This is a genomic window from Novosphingobium sp. YAF33 (genome assembly GCF_052113265.1).
In the GTDB taxonomy this organism is placed as follows: Bacteria; Pseudomonadota; Alphaproteobacteria; order Sphingomonadales; family Sphingomonadaceae; genus Novosphingobium.
Window position 1 is genome coordinate 239,452 of the sequence record NZ_JBFRCW010000004.1, and the last position, 16,690, is coordinate 256,141.

At 65.8% G+C, this 16,690-nt stretch carries 9 protein-coding genes; 2 read left to right on the forward strand and 7 right to left on the reverse strand.

From position 1 onward, the window contains the following. Positions 1-5 precede the first annotated feature (5 nt). The 4 genes from AB4Z00_RS10420 to AB4Z00_RS10435 form a co-directional block, all read right to left on the reverse strand. Complete coding sequence (locus AB4Z00_RS10420; protein ID WP_442045868.1) at positions 6-1,232, reverse strand: glycoside hydrolase family 27 protein; 1,227 nt, start codon at positions 1,230-1,232, stop codon at positions 6-8. 23 nt (positions 1,233-1,255) lie between these two features. Next, complete coding sequence (locus AB4Z00_RS10425) at positions 1,256-3,694, reverse strand: glycoside hydrolase family 3 N-terminal domain-containing protein (RefSeq protein ID WP_442045869.1); 2,439 nt, start codon at positions 3,692-3,694, stop codon at positions 1,256-1,258. Between the two features lie 9 nt (positions 3,695-3,703). Next, entirely contained in the window at positions 3,704-5,257 is a 1,554-nt protein-coding gene (locus tag AB4Z00_RS10430; RefSeq protein WP_134095582.1) for a tryptophan halogenase family protein, read from the reverse strand. Positions 5,258-5,354: 97 nt separating this feature from the next. After that, on the reverse strand, positions 5,355-8,471 hold the full coding sequence (locus tag AB4Z00_RS10435) for a TonB-dependent receptor (protein ID WP_442045870.1): 3,117 nt from the start codon (positions 8,469-8,471) through the stop codon (positions 5,355-5,357). A gap of 216 nt (positions 8,472-8,687) precedes the next feature. Here AB4Z00_RS10435 and AB4Z00_RS10440 point away from each other — a divergent pair, with 216 nt between their 5' ends. Next, positions 8,688-9,932, forward strand: a complete 1,245-nt coding sequence (locus tag AB4Z00_RS10440; protein ID WP_132265812.1) for an ROK family protein — start codon at positions 8,688-8,690, stop codon at positions 9,930-9,932. A 171-nt stretch (positions 9,933-10,103) separates the two neighbouring features. Then, on the forward strand, positions 10,104-11,018 hold the full coding sequence (locus AB4Z00_RS10445) for an ROK family protein (protein WP_442045978.1): 915 nt from the start codon (positions 10,104-10,106) through the stop codon (positions 11,016-11,018). Positions 11,019-11,022: 4 nt separating this feature from the next. Here AB4Z00_RS10445 and AB4Z00_RS10450 read toward each other — a convergent pair whose 3' ends face one another. From AB4Z00_RS10450 to AB4Z00_RS10460, 3 genes are read right to left on the reverse strand one after another with little or no spacing between them, the layout of a single operon-like run. Further along, complete coding sequence (locus AB4Z00_RS10450) at positions 11,023-12,462, reverse strand: carboxylesterase/lipase family protein (protein WP_442045871.1); 1,440 nt, start codon at positions 12,460-12,462, stop codon at positions 11,023-11,025. Between the two features lie 8 nt (positions 12,463-12,470). After that, entirely contained in the window at positions 12,471-13,274 is an 804-nt protein-coding gene (locus AB4Z00_RS10455) for a GDSL-type esterase/lipase family protein (RefSeq protein WP_442045872.1), read from the reverse strand. A gap of 2 nt (positions 13,275-13,276) precedes the next feature. Then, positions 13,277-16,651, reverse strand: a complete 3,375-nt coding sequence (locus AB4Z00_RS10460) for a glycosyl hydrolase 2 galactose-binding domain-containing protein (protein WP_442045873.1) — start codon at positions 16,649-16,651, stop codon at positions 13,277-13,279. Positions 16,652-16,690 lie beyond the last annotated feature (39 nt).

Consider the following 16,690-nt stretch of genomic DNA (forward strand, 5'->3'; position numbering starts at 1 on the left):
GCCGATCACGGCGTCAAGGTGACCATCACCACATCGTGGGGGGCGACCGTGGCGGAATAGCTGCCCTTCATCGCGCCCAGCTCCCTGTGGGCCCAGAGGTCGCGCAGCTTGAGCGACTGGTCGGCCGGATAGTCCAGCTGCGCCCAGTTCACCGTCAGCTTTACAGGCGCCTCGCCGCGATTGAACAGCAGCGCGGCGCGCTTGCCGCCTGCCAGGGTGCGGACCCAGACTTCGCCGTTCCCATCCCTGGCGATGCGGCGGCCCTGGCGGCCCAGCTTGTCCTGATCGACGGCGATGACATCCCTGTTAAGCAGGATCGCCTTCGTCTCCGAGGTCATGTTTGCCACGTCGTTGCCGGCGATCAGCGGCGAGGCCATCATGGCCCAGAGCGAGAAGTGGCTGCGGTATTCGGTGGTGGTCATGCCGCCGTTGCCGACTTCCAGCATGTCCGGATCGTTCCAGTGCCCCGGCGCGGCATAGGGCCAGAGCGGCTCGTTGAGATCGACGATATCGAGCATGCCCAGCGCATAGCCGTGCTTGCCGGACCACTTGTCGGTAATGTCGCCGGTGGTGCGCCACATGTTGCCGATCTTCGAGGCCCAGAGCCACGGCTTGTTCGTGCCCCATTCGCAGAGCGAGAGCAGCACGTCACGCCCGGTGGAGCGCAGCGCGTCGGACATCAGCGCATAGGCTTCCTCGGCATTGCGGCTGCCGGTACTGCACCAGTCGTACTTCAGGTAGTCCACGCCCCACGAGGCGTAAGTGATCGCGTCCTGATATTCGTGGCCTTGGCTGCCGGGGCGGCCGCCGCAGGTCTTGGTGCCGGCATCCGAATAGATGCCGAACTTCAGACCCTTCGCGTGGACGTAGTCGGCCGTGGCCTTGATCCCCGAGGGGAAAGCCTTGGCATTGGCGGTGATGAAGCCCTTGGCATCACGCTCGCCATGCCAACAGTCGTCGATCACGAGGTAGTTGTAGCCCGCGTCCTTCATGCCGGTGGCGACGATCGCGTCCGCCGTATCGCGGATCGTCTTTTCCGAGATATTGCAAGCGAACTTGTTCCAGCTGTTCCAGCCCATCGGCGGCGTCTGCACCAGGCCATTGGCCACGCGCGCCGGGTCCTGCGAAGGCGGAAGCCGGTTCTGATCGACTTCCTCTGCCAGAGCGGGGCAGGTGAGCGCCACGGGGGCAAGGCTCAGGGCGAGCGCGGCGAACTTCACAAAACGCGACATGATAGGCGTTCTCTCTTTTCGGCTTAGTTGGGGCAGATCGCGCCGGTGGGATCGGCATCGAGCTTGACGGTGGAGATGGCGATCGTCTGCCCCCCATTGCCTTGCAGCACGAAGGGGCGCGCGATCTTCGTCATGTCCGCACCGGCCTTGGCGAAGCACGAGAGCGATACTTTAACGCTGGCCCATTGGCCCGGCGCGGCGGTGAAGACCTTTCCGCCATCAACGAAAGTCTCGCCCACGCCCAGCTTCGGCGCAGCCGTGCCCCTGGCGTCGATACGATAATCGATGCGCAGGCTAAGCATTGCGTTGCTCTGGCGGTTGAGGTCGACCGTGGGCCCTTCGATACGCACTTCGCCGGGGCCGGAGAAAGTGAGCTGGCGCGCACCTTCCTGCGTGCCGCCGCCGTCGACGTTCTTCACCGCGACCGCACCGTCTGTGGCGAGCTTCCACGGGGCGAGCACCTTGCCCGGCAGGTAGTAGACCGAAACGTTCGAGAGCGAGGCATCAAGCCCGGCTACTTCGCTCAGCTGCGGGACCGTGGTCTTGTCCTTGTAGCTAAGGCCATAGCCATAGGCGAACTGCGGATCGTAACCCGGCTGGCCGACGTTGTTGGCGAACTGGCCCGCGTTCTTCGGCCAGGAATAGCTGAGTTTGCCGCGGAAATCCTTGTTCGGCGTGCCGTCCTTTCTGGCGACCAGCACGTCGGCCAGCCCCTCACCCTCCGAACCGGGCAGGAACGCGGCGACGAAAGCGTCGGACTGATTGATTTCCGGATTCACCCAGAGCGCGCGGCCGGAGATGAAGACCGAGACGACCGGAATGCCCGCCGCCTTCAACGCCTTCAACTGGGCCAGTGCCTGCTTGTCGCCCGGCTGGAATTCCAGCGTGGAGATATCGCCGACCATTTCGGCGTAAGGCGTCTCGCCGAAGACGACCACGGCGACGTCGGGCTTCGGCCCGGTCACTTTGCCATCGGCGCTCAGCGTGGCAGTGCCGCCCGCAGCCTCGATCGCGGACTTGAGGCCGCCCCAGATCGAAGTGGCGCCGGGGAAGTCGGCATTGGTGTTGCCGGTGCCCTGCCACGACATCGTCCAGCCGCCCGTCTGCATGCCGATATCGTCGGCATGGGTGCCGGTGACGAGCACCTTCTGGCCCGGCTTGATCGGCAGCAGCGCGCCGTTGTTCTTCAGCAGCACCAGCGATTCCGCCGCAGCCTGACGTGCCACCGCGCGGTGTTCGGGCTTGCCGAGTTCGCTGCGCTGCTCATAGGGACGCGCGGGATCGAACAGGCCCAGCTTGAACTTCACGCGCAGGATGCGGCGCACCGCATCATCCACGCGCGCCATCGGGATCGTGCCGTCCTGAACCTGCTTCAGCGTATTGTTGAACAGGTCCTTCCAGTCGTTCGGCACCATCGCCATGTCGAGGCCGGCGTTGAACGTCTGCGGGCAATTGCCGTTGGTGCAGCCGGGGATCTGGCCGTGTGCGTTCCAGTCACCCACGGTGAAGCCGTCGAAGCCGAGGCGGCCCTTCAGCACATCGGTCAGCAGTGACTTGTTGCCATGGTTCTTGACGCCGTTCCACGAGGAGAAGCTGGCCATGACCGTCATCGCCCCGGCATCGATACCGCTGACGTAGCCGGGTACGTGAAGCTCGATCAGGTCCTTTTCGGGGATCTGCGCGTCGCCCTGGTCGATGCCGCCATGGGTGCCGCCGTCGGCCAGGAAGTGCTTGATCGATGCGGCGACATTGCCGTTCTGGATGCGGCTCTTGCCCGGCGCCCCCTGAAGCCCGCGCACCATCGCGGCGGAATATTCGCGGGTGATTTCGGGCCGCTCGGAATAGCCTTCATAGCTGCGGCCCCAGCGGTCGTCCTGCGGCACCGTGACGGTCGGCCCGAAGGCCCAGTCGAAGCCGGAGGCGGCGCTTTCGGCGGCCGTTACCTGCCCGATCTTCTCCATCAGCGCGGGGTCACGCATAGCGCCCAGGCCGACGTTGTGCGGGAAGATGGTGGCGCCGAAGACGTTGGAGTTGCCGTGGACCGAATCCATGCCGAAGATCACCGGGATCGGCACGTGGCCGGGGCGCTTCTCGATCGAGATCTGGCGGAAGGCTTCGGCCGTCGCGATCCAGTCGCTGGCGGGGCCGCGATCGTTGCCCGAAAGCGGCGGATCGTTGCCGCCGCCCAGGATCGAGCCGACCGGATATTCGCGCAGTTCTTCCGGCTTCATCGAGGCGATGCTGGGCTGGATCATCTGCCCGACTTTCTCGCGCACCGACATCTCGGCCATCATCCGGGTGATCTTCGCTTCGGTTTCCGGATCGACGAGGCCGGTGCTCCTGGCCTTGGGCCAGAGTTCGGGATGCGCAGTGGCGGCAGGCGATGCCTCCTGCGCGAGCGCGCTGGCGATCGGCAGGCTCGCAGCGCCAAGGGCAAGAAACACGGCAAGAGTACGAGGCATCGAGTGGTCCTAGATTATGGAGACGGGCGCTGGTTGTGCGGATCGTGCAATGTCCGTCTGCATGGCGCAATGTTCGGCGATGAATTCGTCGTGCGGAATGCCGAGCGCCGTGGCCCGGCCGATGGCTTCGCGCATCTTGGCGAAAGACGCGCCGAGTTCCTCGGCGCTGAGCTGGTCTGCCAGAGGATCATGGCGTGGGGGCAGGATGTCCAGCCCGGCGTACATCGACAGCCAGCTCGGCGGCTGGAAGGAGTCCCATTCGTAGCGCGGCAGCTTCCCGCCGCCTGCGAAGGCGCGCACGCGGCTGGCCAGGGTCTCGGGCAGTTCCAGCGCGCGGCATGCGTCCCACATCGGTTCGCCATGCCGGCGATTGCCCCAATAGTGCAGCAGCAGAAAATCGCGGATACGCGCATATTCGAGACTGGTGATGCGGTTGAACTCGTCCGCCAGCGAGGGTTCGAAATCCCGGTCCGGGAAGTGGGCCAGCAGCCGCTCGACCCCGCTCTGGATCAGGGTGATCGAGGTGGATTCCAGAGGTTCGAGGAACCCCGCCGCCAGACCGATCGCCACGCAGTTCTTTTCCCATACGCGGGTGCGATGGCCGGTGCGGAACCGCAGCATGTTGGGTTCTGCCAGTTGCTCGCCTTCAAGGCGCGAGAGCAAGGTCGCGGTGGCCTCGTCGTCGGAAATGTGGCGGCTCGAATAGACGTAGCCATTGCCGACGCGGTGCTGGAGCGGAATGCGCCATTGCCATCCGGCGGACAGGGCCGTGCTGCGGGTATAGGGCGTCAGTGCGTCGCCATGGGTGCAGGGCACGGCCACGGCGCGGTCGCAGGGAAGCAGGTGGGTCCAGTCGTCGTAAGGAACTTCGAGTGCCTGGCCCAGCAGCAGGCTGCGGAAGCCCGAGCAGTCTATGAACAGGTCAGCTTCCAGGGTGTCGCCGCCGGTGAGGGTGACGGAAGCGATGCGTCCGTCGTCGCCGCCGCGATGGACGCCGGCAATGGTGCCTTCGACATGGGCGACACCCAGTTCCTCGCGGGCGCGCTGCGAGAGAAAGCGGGCGAAAAGTCCGGCGTCGAAATGGATCGCCCAGTCGAACACGCCCAGATCGTTGGCGGGTTGCTCGGGCGGCAGGACCACGAGATTGCGCATGGCCGCCTCGGTCGCCAGGCAATAGGCCGAGAGCGGCGTGTCGTCACCGGCCATGCGCCGTTTGAGCCAGAACTGGTGGAACGGCACCGAGAAGGCATCGACGCCGTAGCGGCCGAAGGGATGGAAGAAGTTCGTGCCCGGCCGGGACCAGTCGCGGAACTCGATGCCGAGCTTCACCGTGCCCTGGGTCGCGCGCATCACGTCGAATTCGCTGACGCCGATGGCGCGGAAATAATCGCGGATCGCCGGGACCGTGGCCTCGCCCACGCCCACGGTGCGGATATCGGGAGATTCCACCAAGGTGATCTGCACGGGGAGGCGCCGCAGCCGGGTCGCCAGGAGATTGGCCGTCATCCATCCGGCGGTGCCGCCGCCGACGATCAGGATGGAACGGATCGCATTGTCTGTCATCGCAGGAAACTCCCCGGGCTGGGTCTACCCTGTCGGGCCGAGCCGGAAAAGGATCCCCCCCGCCCGGAGGAGGTGGGCGGGGGAGAAAGGGAGGAGCTTAGAACTTGACGCGCGCGCCCATGGTGAAGCGGCGTTCGAAGATATTGTTGTAGGCCTTCTGGTCCTTCCAGGTGAGGTAGTACTTCTCGTACTCGCCCGTCAGGTTGGAACCCTGGCCGTAGATCGTGATGTTCGGCGTGATGTCGTAGCTGACCGAGGCATCGACGTAGTTGGTGGGCGCCTGGTACAGTTCGAGCCCGGTGATGCCGCCGAAGTTGGACTGGACCGCACGCTCCGAACGGTAGTTCCAGGCCACGCGCGCCTGGAAATGCGAGTCCTGGTAGAACAGCGCAGCGTTGGTCTGGATCTTCGAGTTGTCCTGGAACGGGATCTTCTTGCCGGCCAGGTCCTTGTCGCCGGTGTTCGAAGGCGAGAAGGTGAAGTTCGTGTCGATGCCGAAGTTCGACAGGAACCCGGGGACGAAGCCGAGATCGGTGAACGAGATCTTGGCGCCGGCCTCGATACCCTTCAGCGAGCCGCCGGATCCCTGGACCGGGGTGCTGATGGAGACCGTGCGGCCGCGAACGACGCCGTCGTTGTCCGGCAGGTCGGTACGGTTCTCGTTGCCGGCCTGGATGAAGCTGTCGACATCGATGTAGAAGGCGCCGACGCTCAGCAGGCTTCCCCGGCCGAGATAGTATTCGAGGGAGCCTTCCACGTTGGTGGCGCGCCAGGGATCGAGGTTGGGATTGCCCGTCTGGCTACCGCCGGTCACGCGGAAGATCGGCGTTCCGGGTACGCTGGTGTCGATGGCGTAAGTGGGGTTCAGGCCGCCGCCCCACTGGTTGAGGTCCAGCAGGGTCATCGTCTTCGAGAAGGCGAAGCGGAACTTCAGGTTCTGCGCGAAGTCGAAGGCGACGTTGAAGGCCGGAAGGATGTCGGTGAAGCTGCGCTTGGTGTCGACCGAGCCTCCCAGCTCGTTGGCCAGACCGTAGGGCTGCGGCCCGCCGGTGACGTACTGGGTGATGTCGAGCCGGGTGTTGATCACCTTGACACCGCCGTTACCCGAGAAAGGCACGCCGAAGAAATCGCCGTGGAAGTCGGTCTGGACGTAGCCCGAGATCTGCTTGACGCCCACGTTGAAGGAAGCGCCGGGGTTCATGACTTCGACGTTTCCGGGGTAGAACTCGTTCTGGAAGGCCAGCGCGTTGTCCATCGCCTTCGGGTCGAGCACATACATGTTCGGCACGCCGGCCACGCCCGGGTTGAACAGCTTGACGCGGCCGCCCAGGGTCGGGTCGTTGGCAAGGCGCGTCAGGCCCGCCGTGTAGAAGCCGGAAGCGTCGCCCGCGCTGCAGGAGCTGTCGCTCATCGGCACGTCGAAGGCCTTCCACTTGACGAGGCAGCCGTTGGGATCGCTGGCCTGCCCGGCATAGAGCGGTGCCGCACGGTCGAATTCGTAGTCGTTCACCGAACGTTCGGAATAGCGGCCGCCGAAGCTGACCGTCAGTTCGGGCGATGCTTCATAGGAGCCATCGGCGCGCACGACCTTGAGGTCGCCGTTGCGGCGATAATTGCCTTCGGAAGACATCGTCTTCAGCGCATAGTTGCTGATGTCGCCCAGTTCGCTCAGGAGCTGCGAGGGCAGGGTGAAGACCGGCTTGTTGCCGGTGAAGTCCACCACGGCCGGAAGGGAGTTCAGGCCGGCGATGGTATTGACCGTGTAGCCGTTCGGGTTGAACACCCGGTCGCCGCCCGGATAGTGGCCTATTCCGCCCGGCTGCCACTGCTGGCCGTCCGACATGCTGAACTGCAAGTAGCTCTGGTCGTAATACTGGTGAGCCTTGCCATAGATGCCGCGCAGGCTGCCCTTGAAGGGGCCGCCGTTGTCGAACTTCAGTTCCAGGTTGTAGTTCTGCGACTGCGACTTGTAGCGGTCGGTCTGGGCGTAGGAATCGAAGTTGCCGAGGTCGTAGTTGTAGACCTGCGTGGTGTTGAGATTGTAGGTCCGGCCGTCCTTGCCCACCACGGTCGTTCCCGTGTCGCGCGACTCGCCGGGCACGAATTCCGCCGCCTGCCAGTTGACGTCCTGCATCTGGAAGCCGGCCGTGCGGTCATGCTCGGTCTGCTTGGTGAAGAAGGCGTCGCCCGTCAGGGTCAGGGCGTCGTTGATCATCCATTGCGCCGAGCCGTTGATGCCCAGTCGCTGGCGCTGGTTGATCTTGTTCCAGCCGGTGAAGCCCTGGGGAACGATGAAGGCGTCGTTGGAATTGCCGTTGCCGTTGACGTCCACGCCGCCGGCCACCACCGTGCCGCGCGGGCGGTTCGCGGGCGAGAAGCCGTTCGTGGAGGTGGCGTCCTGCGTGCCTTCGTCATGCAGCGCGGCGCCGTAGCCTTCCTGGATGCCGTTGTGCGAATTGGACAGGCGCACGTCGGAATAGGCGGCCGAGACCATCACCCCGAAGCGGTCGTTGTGCCAGGACAGCAGGCCGTTGAAGTTCGGATCGAACTTGTGCTTGGTCTTGTCCCCGTAGGCGCCTTCCGCGGCAAGAGCGACCGTCACGCCCTCCTTCAGGTCGAAGGGGCGCCGCGTGCGCAAGTTGACCGTGCCGGTGATGCCGGCATTGAGCGAATCGGCCGTGGCGGACTTGATGACATCGGCGCCGGCGAAGAGCTGCGAGGGGATGTCGTTGAAGTTCGGCTGGATCGTGGTGATCGACTGCGCGCCGAGGTAGGCTTCGCCGTTGAGCAGCGTGGTCACCTGCGGCAACCCACGGATGTTGATGGTCGAGCCTTCGCCCGCGCTGCGCAGGATCTGCACGCCCGGAATGCGCTGGAGAGAGTCGGAAATGGTGACGTCGGGCAGCTTGCCGATGTCTTCGGCGGAAATGGAATCGACCACCGAGGTGGCATTGCGCTTGATGTTGACGGCGCGTTCCTGCGAGGCGCGAATACCGGTGACGACGATGTCGCTTCCCGTGGGTTCGCTTCCCGGTTGGGCGGTGGCGGGGCTACCGGCCTGTTCCGCCACGGCCAGCCTGGTGGCCGATCCCGTGACGACGGGCGCGCCCTGCTGCGCGGCGTCCTGAGCCAAGGCGCCATGCGCCGAACCCAGGGCGACCATCGACGTCGCGGCCATCAGGACACTGCGACGCACGAAACTGTGCTGATTCATTCCCCTCATTTCCTCTCCTCTCACGCGCTATGCGTGCCTCGCTGGTTCGGAGAGGGGCGTCGACCCAGCGGTCATGAGCGCCGCTTTCCTCTCCTGGTACGAGCATTCTTTGTGACTCGTGTTGCGGTACACATCCGCTCAAAGCAAAAAGCGGTCAACTTAAATTTTTTCTTTTTTGTTAGTTAGGGGACTGTTCCGGTTGTAGTCCTTGGCACCATGAAAAGAGAGGATCGCACTGTAACCGCTCCCGATTCGGGAGAAACCCGCGGCAAGCGACTGGCCGTTTCGCTTTCCGGTACCAATTTGGCCCGGGCCAGCGACTACAATCAGCGCATCGTGCTCCAGGCCATTCGCCTGAGCGGAGAGACTACGCGTATCGCCCTGGCGAAGCAGACCGGGCTGACGGCGCCCACGATCGCCAACATCACCTCGCGCCTCGGGGAGATGGAACTGATCGCGCATATCGGCCGCAAGCATGGCGGCCGGGGGCAGCCGGCGCTGCGCCTTGCCATCAACCCCGACGGCGCCTTCGCCATCGGCCTCAATGTCGATCGCGACCATATCACTCTGGTGGCGCTCGACCTGGCCGGAGAAGTCCGCAGCCGCGTGACTCGGGAAGTCCGTTTCGCCATGCCGTCCGACGTGGTGGACATCATCTCGGCCGAGCTGGAAGGCGTGCTGACCGCGGGCAAGATCGACCGTGAACGGATATTGGGCGTCGGCGTCGCGCGCCCTGACGACCTGGGCGGGATCGTCCTGCCGCACAAGCCCGAGGGTTACGAAAGCTGGTCGCAAGTCGACTTTTCCGCGCTTTTGAAGGAGGTTCTGCCCTGGCCGATCCACGTCGACAACGACGCGGCGGCGGCGGCACTGGGCGAGGCGCAAGGGGTGGGCGGACAGGAGCGGCCGAGCTTCTTCTACCTGCTCATCAGCGCCGGTCTGGGCGGCGGGCCGGTGGTCGACGGCAGCTACTATCGCGGCGCGCGCTCGCGCAGCGGAGAGATCGGGCTCATGCCGGATGCCGGCGGCGCGGAGCCCGGGGCGGTGGTGCAGGATACTGTCTCGTTGTCCGCCATCGAGGAGCGTCTTCTGCGCGAAGGTCGTCCGCTGAAATCGCTCGATGATCTCCTCGCGCTCGATCCGGTCATGGCGACCACGGTGGATCAATGGATCGCCGATGCCACCCGCGCGCTGACCGGCCCGTTGGTGGCGGTGTCCTGCCTGCTCGATCCCGATGCGGTGGTGATTGGCGGGCGCCTTCCGGTGCCGCTGATCGAGCGGCTCAGCGCCCGGATCGACGCGGCCCTGGCCCAGGTTCCCATGCCCAACCGGGTGCCGGTCCATCCCGGGCAGATGCCCGCGGAGGCCCCTGCGATCGGCGCGGCGATCCTGCCCTTCCTCGATCAACTGCTTCCTTCGGATGCCATCCTGATGCAGGCGGGTCGATCCGAAGAGTTATAAAAAAGAAATTGTCTTATTCATCCGCCATGCCATCATGCCGCGACATCGAAGCGGTGTGGGGCATGACCGGGTGAACCGGCGCGCCAGCTCCATCTCCGTCCCATGACATGATCCAATGCCGGAGAGGAATATGCCGAAGATCCCACCCATGCAGCGGGCTGCTGCGTGACCATGCGGATTGGAATCGATTACGGTGGGACGAAAATCGAGGCTGCCGCTCTCTCGGAGGACGGTGAGGTCCTGCACCGCCGCCGCATACCGACACCCGACAAGTACGATCTGGCGCTGACGACGCTGCGCGATCTGGTGGCGGCTGTGGAAGCGGAAGTTGGCCGCCGGGGGACTGTCGGGATCGGCACCCCGGGGTCTCTCACGCCGGGTACGGGACTGATCCGCAATGCCAATTCGGCGTGCCTGAACGGTCAGCCTTTCCAGCTCGATCTCGAAGCCGCGCTGGGCCGGGAGGTCCGGCTTGCCAACGATGCCAATTGTTTCGCCCTGTCCGAAGCGATCGACGGCGCGGCAGCGGGGAAAGCCTCCGTTTTCGGGCTGATCGTCGGCACGGGTTGCGGCGCGGGCTATGTGCTGGACGGCAAGGTGGTTGGCGGTGCGCATGGGCTGGCCGGCGAAGTCGGGCACATGCCGTTGCCGGACCCCGGCCCGGATGAACTGCCGGCGCCCGCCTGCTGGTGCGGGCTGCGCGGATGCCTTGAGAACTGGGTCTCGGGAACGGGGTTCCAGCGCGCATTCAAGGCCGCGACGGGGCGCGATCTCGATCCTCCCGCAATCGTGGCGGCCGCGCGGGATGGCGATGCAGCGGCGCAGGAAGCGCTGCGGCGCTACCGAGACAGACTGGCGCGAGGGCTGTCCGTGGTGGCCAACCTCATGGATCCAGACGTGATCGTGCTGGGCGGCGGAATGTCGAATGTCGGTCAGATCTATGAAGGATTGGCCGAAGCGGTTCAGGCCCGAACGTTCTCGGGCGCGTGGGCCGGAACAGTGGTTCCGGCGCGCTGGGGCGACAGCTCGGGCGTGCGCGGCGCGGCGCTGCTCTGGGATCCGGAGGAAGTACCGGCGCCTTCGTGACGTGTCAGGGCGCCGTGCGAAGGGCGCAGACTTCGGCCGAGAGCTTCTCAACGACCCTGGATCCGGTGGCGGTGAATTCCATTGAGCGGGCCTCGTTTGAGAAGCGCGGCCATGCGGGCAAGGCGCCGCCGTTGGGATCGCCGCTGCGGGCAAAGTTCACCCAATAGGCGGCCAGCGGCGCGAGGGCCTGATCGGAAGCGCCTTCATCGCCGAGCACGTAGCGGATTTCGGAGCCATGGGTCACGGGCTTGGCGTCCGGCCCATCGAGGTCGAACTGGTAGTGCCACGTTGCGCCGCCCGATCGCCCGCGCTCCGCGGCAACATGGAGCGAAGGGCAACGKAAGGTAAGGTCGTTGGCCAGCCGCAAGTTGAGGTCGGCCGGAGGTGCCTTGCCCTGGACAAGTCCGTAGGCCTCCATGGCCCTGCCGGCATTGGCACCGAAACCCCGTGCGATGGCACGCTCCGGTGCGCCGTAGAGCCCGAGTTCGTAGAGGTTGTTGCCGATCAGTAGCGGAATCTCTCGCCCCACGCCGCGCGACAGGGCGGCCGCGGGCGTCTCGGTCAGGACCGTGCCGTCCGTCACGGCCTGCAGCCAGATGAAGCTCTTGTCGTCCAGGCCGGGAACGTCGGCGGCGTCGCTGGCACGGAGCAGGGCGTCGGCGGGAAGTGCGCGAAGCTGCCGGGCACTGGCGTGAGGCGGCGCTCCGGCGGCGCGCACGATGGTTTCGCCCAGCGCCTCGTTCTGCGCCAGGCTTCGCGGCGGCAGACCGAAACCCGGCGTGCCGCTTTCGGCGATGGCCTTGCTGAAAAGCCCCTTCGCGCCGGGTGAAAGCATCTGCAGCCCGACATCCTGAGCGCCTGCCGATTCCCCGAAGATCGTGACATTGGCCGGGTCGCCGCCGAAGCGGGCGATATTCGCGCGGACCCAGCGCAGGGCGGCCTGCTGGTCCATGAGGCCATAGTTGCCCGAGTGCGTCCCCAGGGCGGCATGCGAGAGGAAGCCGAACGCGGAAAGGCGGTATTGCAGGCTCACCAGCACCACCCCGCGGCGCACGATGGGAGAGGCCACCGTTCCCGCGCCGCTACCGGCGCGGTTGCCACCGCCATGGATCCACACCATGACCGGCAGCGGCGCGTTCGGTTTCAGGGAAGGGGTGGCGACGTCCAGGTAGAGGCAGTCTTCCGACTGATTTGCGGCCGCCCCGTGGTTCCACCCATAGTCCACCTGCATGCAGGCGGGAGCCGAGCGCACCGCTTCTCGCACGCCTTGCCACGGCGCGACGGGTTGAGGCGGCTGCCAGCGGAAGTCGCCGATCGGCGGAGCGGCGAAGGGAACACCGCGGAACAGGCTGCGACCGTCCGGCGTCGCTTCCCCCTGGATCGTCCCGGCATCGGTTTCGACGACCGGGGCGGGGGTGCTCGCAGCCGAAGCCGCGAGCAGCATTGCGGCGATCACGGTATGCGGGCGGCGGCAAGCGGCCGCGGGGCGGGCAGAGCCAGCGCCTGGGTGAAGGCGGCCTCGGCCACCTTGTTCATCACTTCGTAGCCGGCCGGGGTCGGGTGGACGTGATCCGACGTCAGCCCTTCGCGTGCGCCGAGACCGGTGCCTTTCATGGCCGTCCAGTAATCCGCATAGACCGATCCGGTTTTGGCAGCATAAGTCCTGAGCCAGGCGTTGATCCGCTGGATACGCGGACCCGTATCCAGGCCGGGGCGCCAGGGGAACAGATCGGCGGGCGGGATGGAGGCCAGGATCACGCGGATGCCGTGAGCCTGCGCCATTTCCACCATGGAGCGGAAGTTGGCCTGGATCTGCTCGTCGGTCATCGGTCCGGTATTTCCGGCGATGTCGTTGGTTCCGGCCATGATCTGGACGACTTGCGGATTGAGGTCGATCACGTCCTGCCGGAAGCGCAGCAGCATCTGGGAGGTGGTCTGCCCGCCGATGCCGCGCCCAATCCTGCCGGGCGTGAAGAAGGCGCGATCGAGATCGTACCAGCCCTGCGTGATGGAATCGCCCATCAGGACGATACGGGGCTTCACGGTGCCCACGACATCGGTGGCATTCGCCTCGCGGTAGCGCGCGCTCCAGGCCCAGTCCGTACGCAAACGCAGGTCCGCGGCCTGCGCGGCGGTCTGGACCGGCAGGGTCGAAACGGCCGGAGCCTGGGCCAGGGCGGGGGCCGCGACGGCAAGGGCGGCGACGGCAAGGGTGGCGACGGCAGCGGAAAAAGCGGGCAGGGTCTTCAGTCGCAAGGTCATTTTCCTGTAGCGATGGTCCGGGGTGCGACGTTCCAACCGCGGAGCTTGACGGAAGGTGAACTTCCGGCCGCATCCCTGGGGGCAGTGATCGTCACGTTACGCGTCTCGCCTGGCAGGAGCGAGATGTAATTGTCTGAAAAATAGGCCGGCAGGACCTGTTTGCCGGCAGCGTCGAACAAGGTCAGCTTGGTCTGGATTGCAGCCGTCTTGCCCGGATTGCTCAAGGTGACCTCGATCTTCGCTTCGTCGCCAGCTTGCGCGGCCCGCGCTTGCGCTGTGAGCGGGACGGGGGCCATTGTGCTGAGGGCCTGAAGCGCCTCGTCGCTGGTGGCCTGCCAGTAGAAGTTGTCGGAAAGGCGTGTTCCCGTTGTGTCGAGCGCTTCGAGGCGGATCAGGACCGGCCCGGATGCCGTCAAGGGCGCCAGGTCGAGCGTGAAGGCATCGCCGACTTTGCCGCCGACGAGGTCGAGCTTCTTTTCCTGCGCCGCGAGTTGCCGGCCATCGAGCGCCTGGACCACCGCGCGCACCGTAACGCCGCTCAGTGCCGTCATCCGGTTGTTCACCAGGATCACTTTGTGGTCCGGCAGGTTCATCTGGACGTGGACCGGCTCGGAGGCCTTCTTCATCCCGTAGAATGCGCCATGGGTGTCATAGTCGGAAGACAGGATCTGCCAGGCCGAACTCGGCCATGCGGGCTGCGTCATCCAGAGCATGCGTCCCGAATTCTCGGTCCAGAGCCCGGCATTCATGCCCTCGAAGATCGCGCGATAGCTTTCGTACTCCAGCATTTGCGCCTTGCGCTCGAAGTCCGGCAGGCTGGTGGCCTTGCCGAATTCACGGTCCATGGCATCGGTGAAGCTCTTCACCGCGCCGTTCCCGGTCTGATGCCAGTCGTGATAGGCCCAGGTATCGCTGATCGGCCAGCGCTCGCTTGCCGGGATGGCGCGTTCCCAGGATTCCAGCGTCGGGAAGGAAGGCGTGCCAACTTCGACCGCGAAGCCCTTGGAATATTCGGTGAAATACTTTTCGGGCGCGCGCCAGTTATAGGGCCCGGAATCGTGCAGGTTGATGCGATTGGAAGAGGCCATATAGAGCCGGGTGCCGTCTTCCTTGCGCAGCATGGCATCCAGGCCCTCGTTGAGGATCGGCTGCGGCACGCCTTCGTTGCGGCCGAACCACAGGATGATCGAAGGGTGGTTGCGGAAGCGCTGGACCACGTCCGTGGCATTGCCGAGGAACAGCCCGGCGTCCTCGGCCTCGATGTTGTAGTCCTGCGTCGATTCCCAGAAGTCGCTCATGACCATCAGGCCGTATTCGTCCGCGAGGTCGAAGAAGCTGGCCTGGGTGTTTTGGCCCACCCAGTTGCGGATGACGTTGACGTGGGCGTCCTTGTGGAGCTTGAAGAACGGCTCCAGCCGCTGGCGGTCGACCCGCTTCATGAAATCGTCCATGCCGATCGAGCCGCCGCGCGCGGCGATCCGCACGCCGTTGACGCGCAGGACGAGGAAGGGCGAGAGCGCTTCGTCGCCCTGGATCGGCGTGACGGCTGGGGACTTGTCGGCGCCCGGAGCAAAGGAATAGGCCCAGCCGCCGCGCACCTGCCGGATCGCCTCGTGTCGCTCGTCGACGATCTGCTGGCCGAGCGCGCGGGCCTTTTCGAAGTCTATGACGACCCGGTCGAGGTTGCCGGTCTCGTCCACCAGCGACATCTCGTACGTCACCTGCCGCATGCCGAAACGCAGATCCTTCGCGTCGGACCTGGCGCCGTCCACCGAAGCGGTCAGATGCAGCAGGTGCAGCGCCGGGTCGCCGTAGCCGTTCGGCCACCAGAGCTTCGGATTGCGTACCGCAAGGGCCGCATCGCTGTCTGGCGAGAAGCGCACCGCTGCGGACTGATGCGCGGGTATGGTGATCGACCGCTCGACCGTCACGTCGTCGAAAGCGCCGCGCACGGTTGCCGTGCGGGGCTGGTCGGACAGGTTCTCGACAGGAACCGTGATCTCGACGTTCGCCACGGAATTGTCGGCGCGGGGCAGGGTGGTGACGACTTGCGGATCGCCGATCTGGACGTCGCCCGAGGCGAGCAGCTGCACGTCCTGCCAGAGACCTGTCTGTCGGTCGCGAATGGTGGGGATCCAGTCCCAGCCTTCGGAAGCGCCGAAAGTCGGGCCGTCCAGCATCATGGCGCCGCCGTTCTCGCCCACGCCGGACGTCAGCGATTCCTCATGGGCGTGGCCCGGATGGGGCGGCGGCGAAACGCGGATCGCCACGGCATTGCGGCCGGGTTTGAGATAGGCCGAAACATCGAAGCGGCCGCGCACGAAAGCGCCTCGGGTCGTGCCGACCTCGACGCCGTTTACCCAGACCTGCGAACTGAAGTTCACGCCGTTCAGCAACAGTTCCAAATGCTTGCCCGATGTTTCTGAGGGCAGTTCGAACTCGGTGCGGTACCAGTAGTCCTGCCGCGCCAGCCTCTCGGGAATGACGAGGTTGTTCAGGCCATGGGCCGGGTCGGGATAGACGCCGCGATCCACCAGCGTGGTCAGCACCGTCCCGGGAACGGTTGCGGCGTACCACTTGCCGCTGGTGAAGCCGGGGCGCGAGATCGTGCTGCCGTCACCGGACACGGCCGGCGCTTCGGCGAGCGTCCATTTCTGCAGCGTCCACGCGGCATCGCCTTGGGCGACGAGCGCGGACGTTGGCGCGACGGGCTTCGCGATGGGCTTGTCCGGCGCGGCCGCGCTGCGCGGGAGTGTAGCCGGGGGCTGGGGCGTCAATTGCCCCTGCATCTGCTTCACCTGAAGCGGCCAGCGGGCACTCGTTTCGGTGAACTGGACCAGCGCCGGATCGCGGCCTTCTGTGGCGGCCTTGCGCAAGTCGGCCGGGGACATCGCTCCGGCATCGATACGGAGCCCGACGAGGCGCGCGGCAATGCCGCCGGAGGGCTGGGTCGATGGCGCCACCAGCAGCTTGCCGGGTGCTCCCGCAAGCGGCTGCGTCAGGGTCGCGGCCAGGCGTCCGTCCACGAAGAGGCGCTGGCTGCCGCCTGCCGAGACGATGGCGTAGTGGTGCCAGGCGTCCGCTTTGCTCAGGGCGCCGCCCCGCGCGGACTGCCCGCCGGCGGAAAGAACGGGCCGTCCCGCCGCGATGGAGAGCGAAAGCTGCGCCGCCGTCTCGTCTCCCAACGCGACCAGAGTGCCTTCGCTGCCGGCTTCAAGCGCGGCGCGGAACGAGAGCGTCCAATCGCCCGCCGGCACGGAGAGGTCGCTGGACCACGTCGGCGCCGCGGGAATAAGCCGGAGATCGAAGGGACCAGCCACTTGCGCCCCTGCCGAAGCGGACACCGCCAGCCAGGAAACCGCGCATGCCATGCCCAGAACTGCTTGCGCAGAACGCTTCGTCCGTTTCAT

Bases quoted from the DNA above. Each gene is read 5' to 3' on its own strand.
- AB4Z00_RS10420 (WP_442045868.1), bottom strand. From the start codon at position 1,232: ATGTCGCGTTTTGTGAAGTTCGCCGCGCTCGCCCTGAGCCTTGCCCCC.
- AB4Z00_RS10425 (WP_442045869.1), bottom strand. From the start codon at position 3,694: ATGCCTCGTACTCTTGCCGTGTTTCTTGCCCTTGGCGCTGCGAGCCTG.
- AB4Z00_RS10435 (WP_442045870.1), bottom strand. From the start codon at position 8,471: ATGAATCAGCACAGTTTCGTGCGTCGCAGTGTCCTGATGGCCGCGACG.
- AB4Z00_RS10445 (WP_442045978.1), top strand. From the start codon at position 10,104: ATGCGGATTGGAATCGATTACGGTGGGACGAAAATCGAGGCTGCCGCT.
- AB4Z00_RS10460 (WP_442045873.1), bottom strand. From the start codon at position 16,651: ATGGCATGCGCGGTTTCCTGGCTGGCGGTGTCCGCTTCGGCAGGGGCG.
- AB4Z00_RS10430 (WP_134095582.1), bottom strand. From the start codon at position 5,257: ATGACAGACAATGCGATCCGTTCCATCCTGATCGTCGGCGGCGGCACC.
- AB4Z00_RS10440 (WP_132265812.1), top strand. From the start codon at position 8,688: ATGAAAAGAGAGGATCGCACTGTAACCGCTCCCGATTCGGGAGAAACC.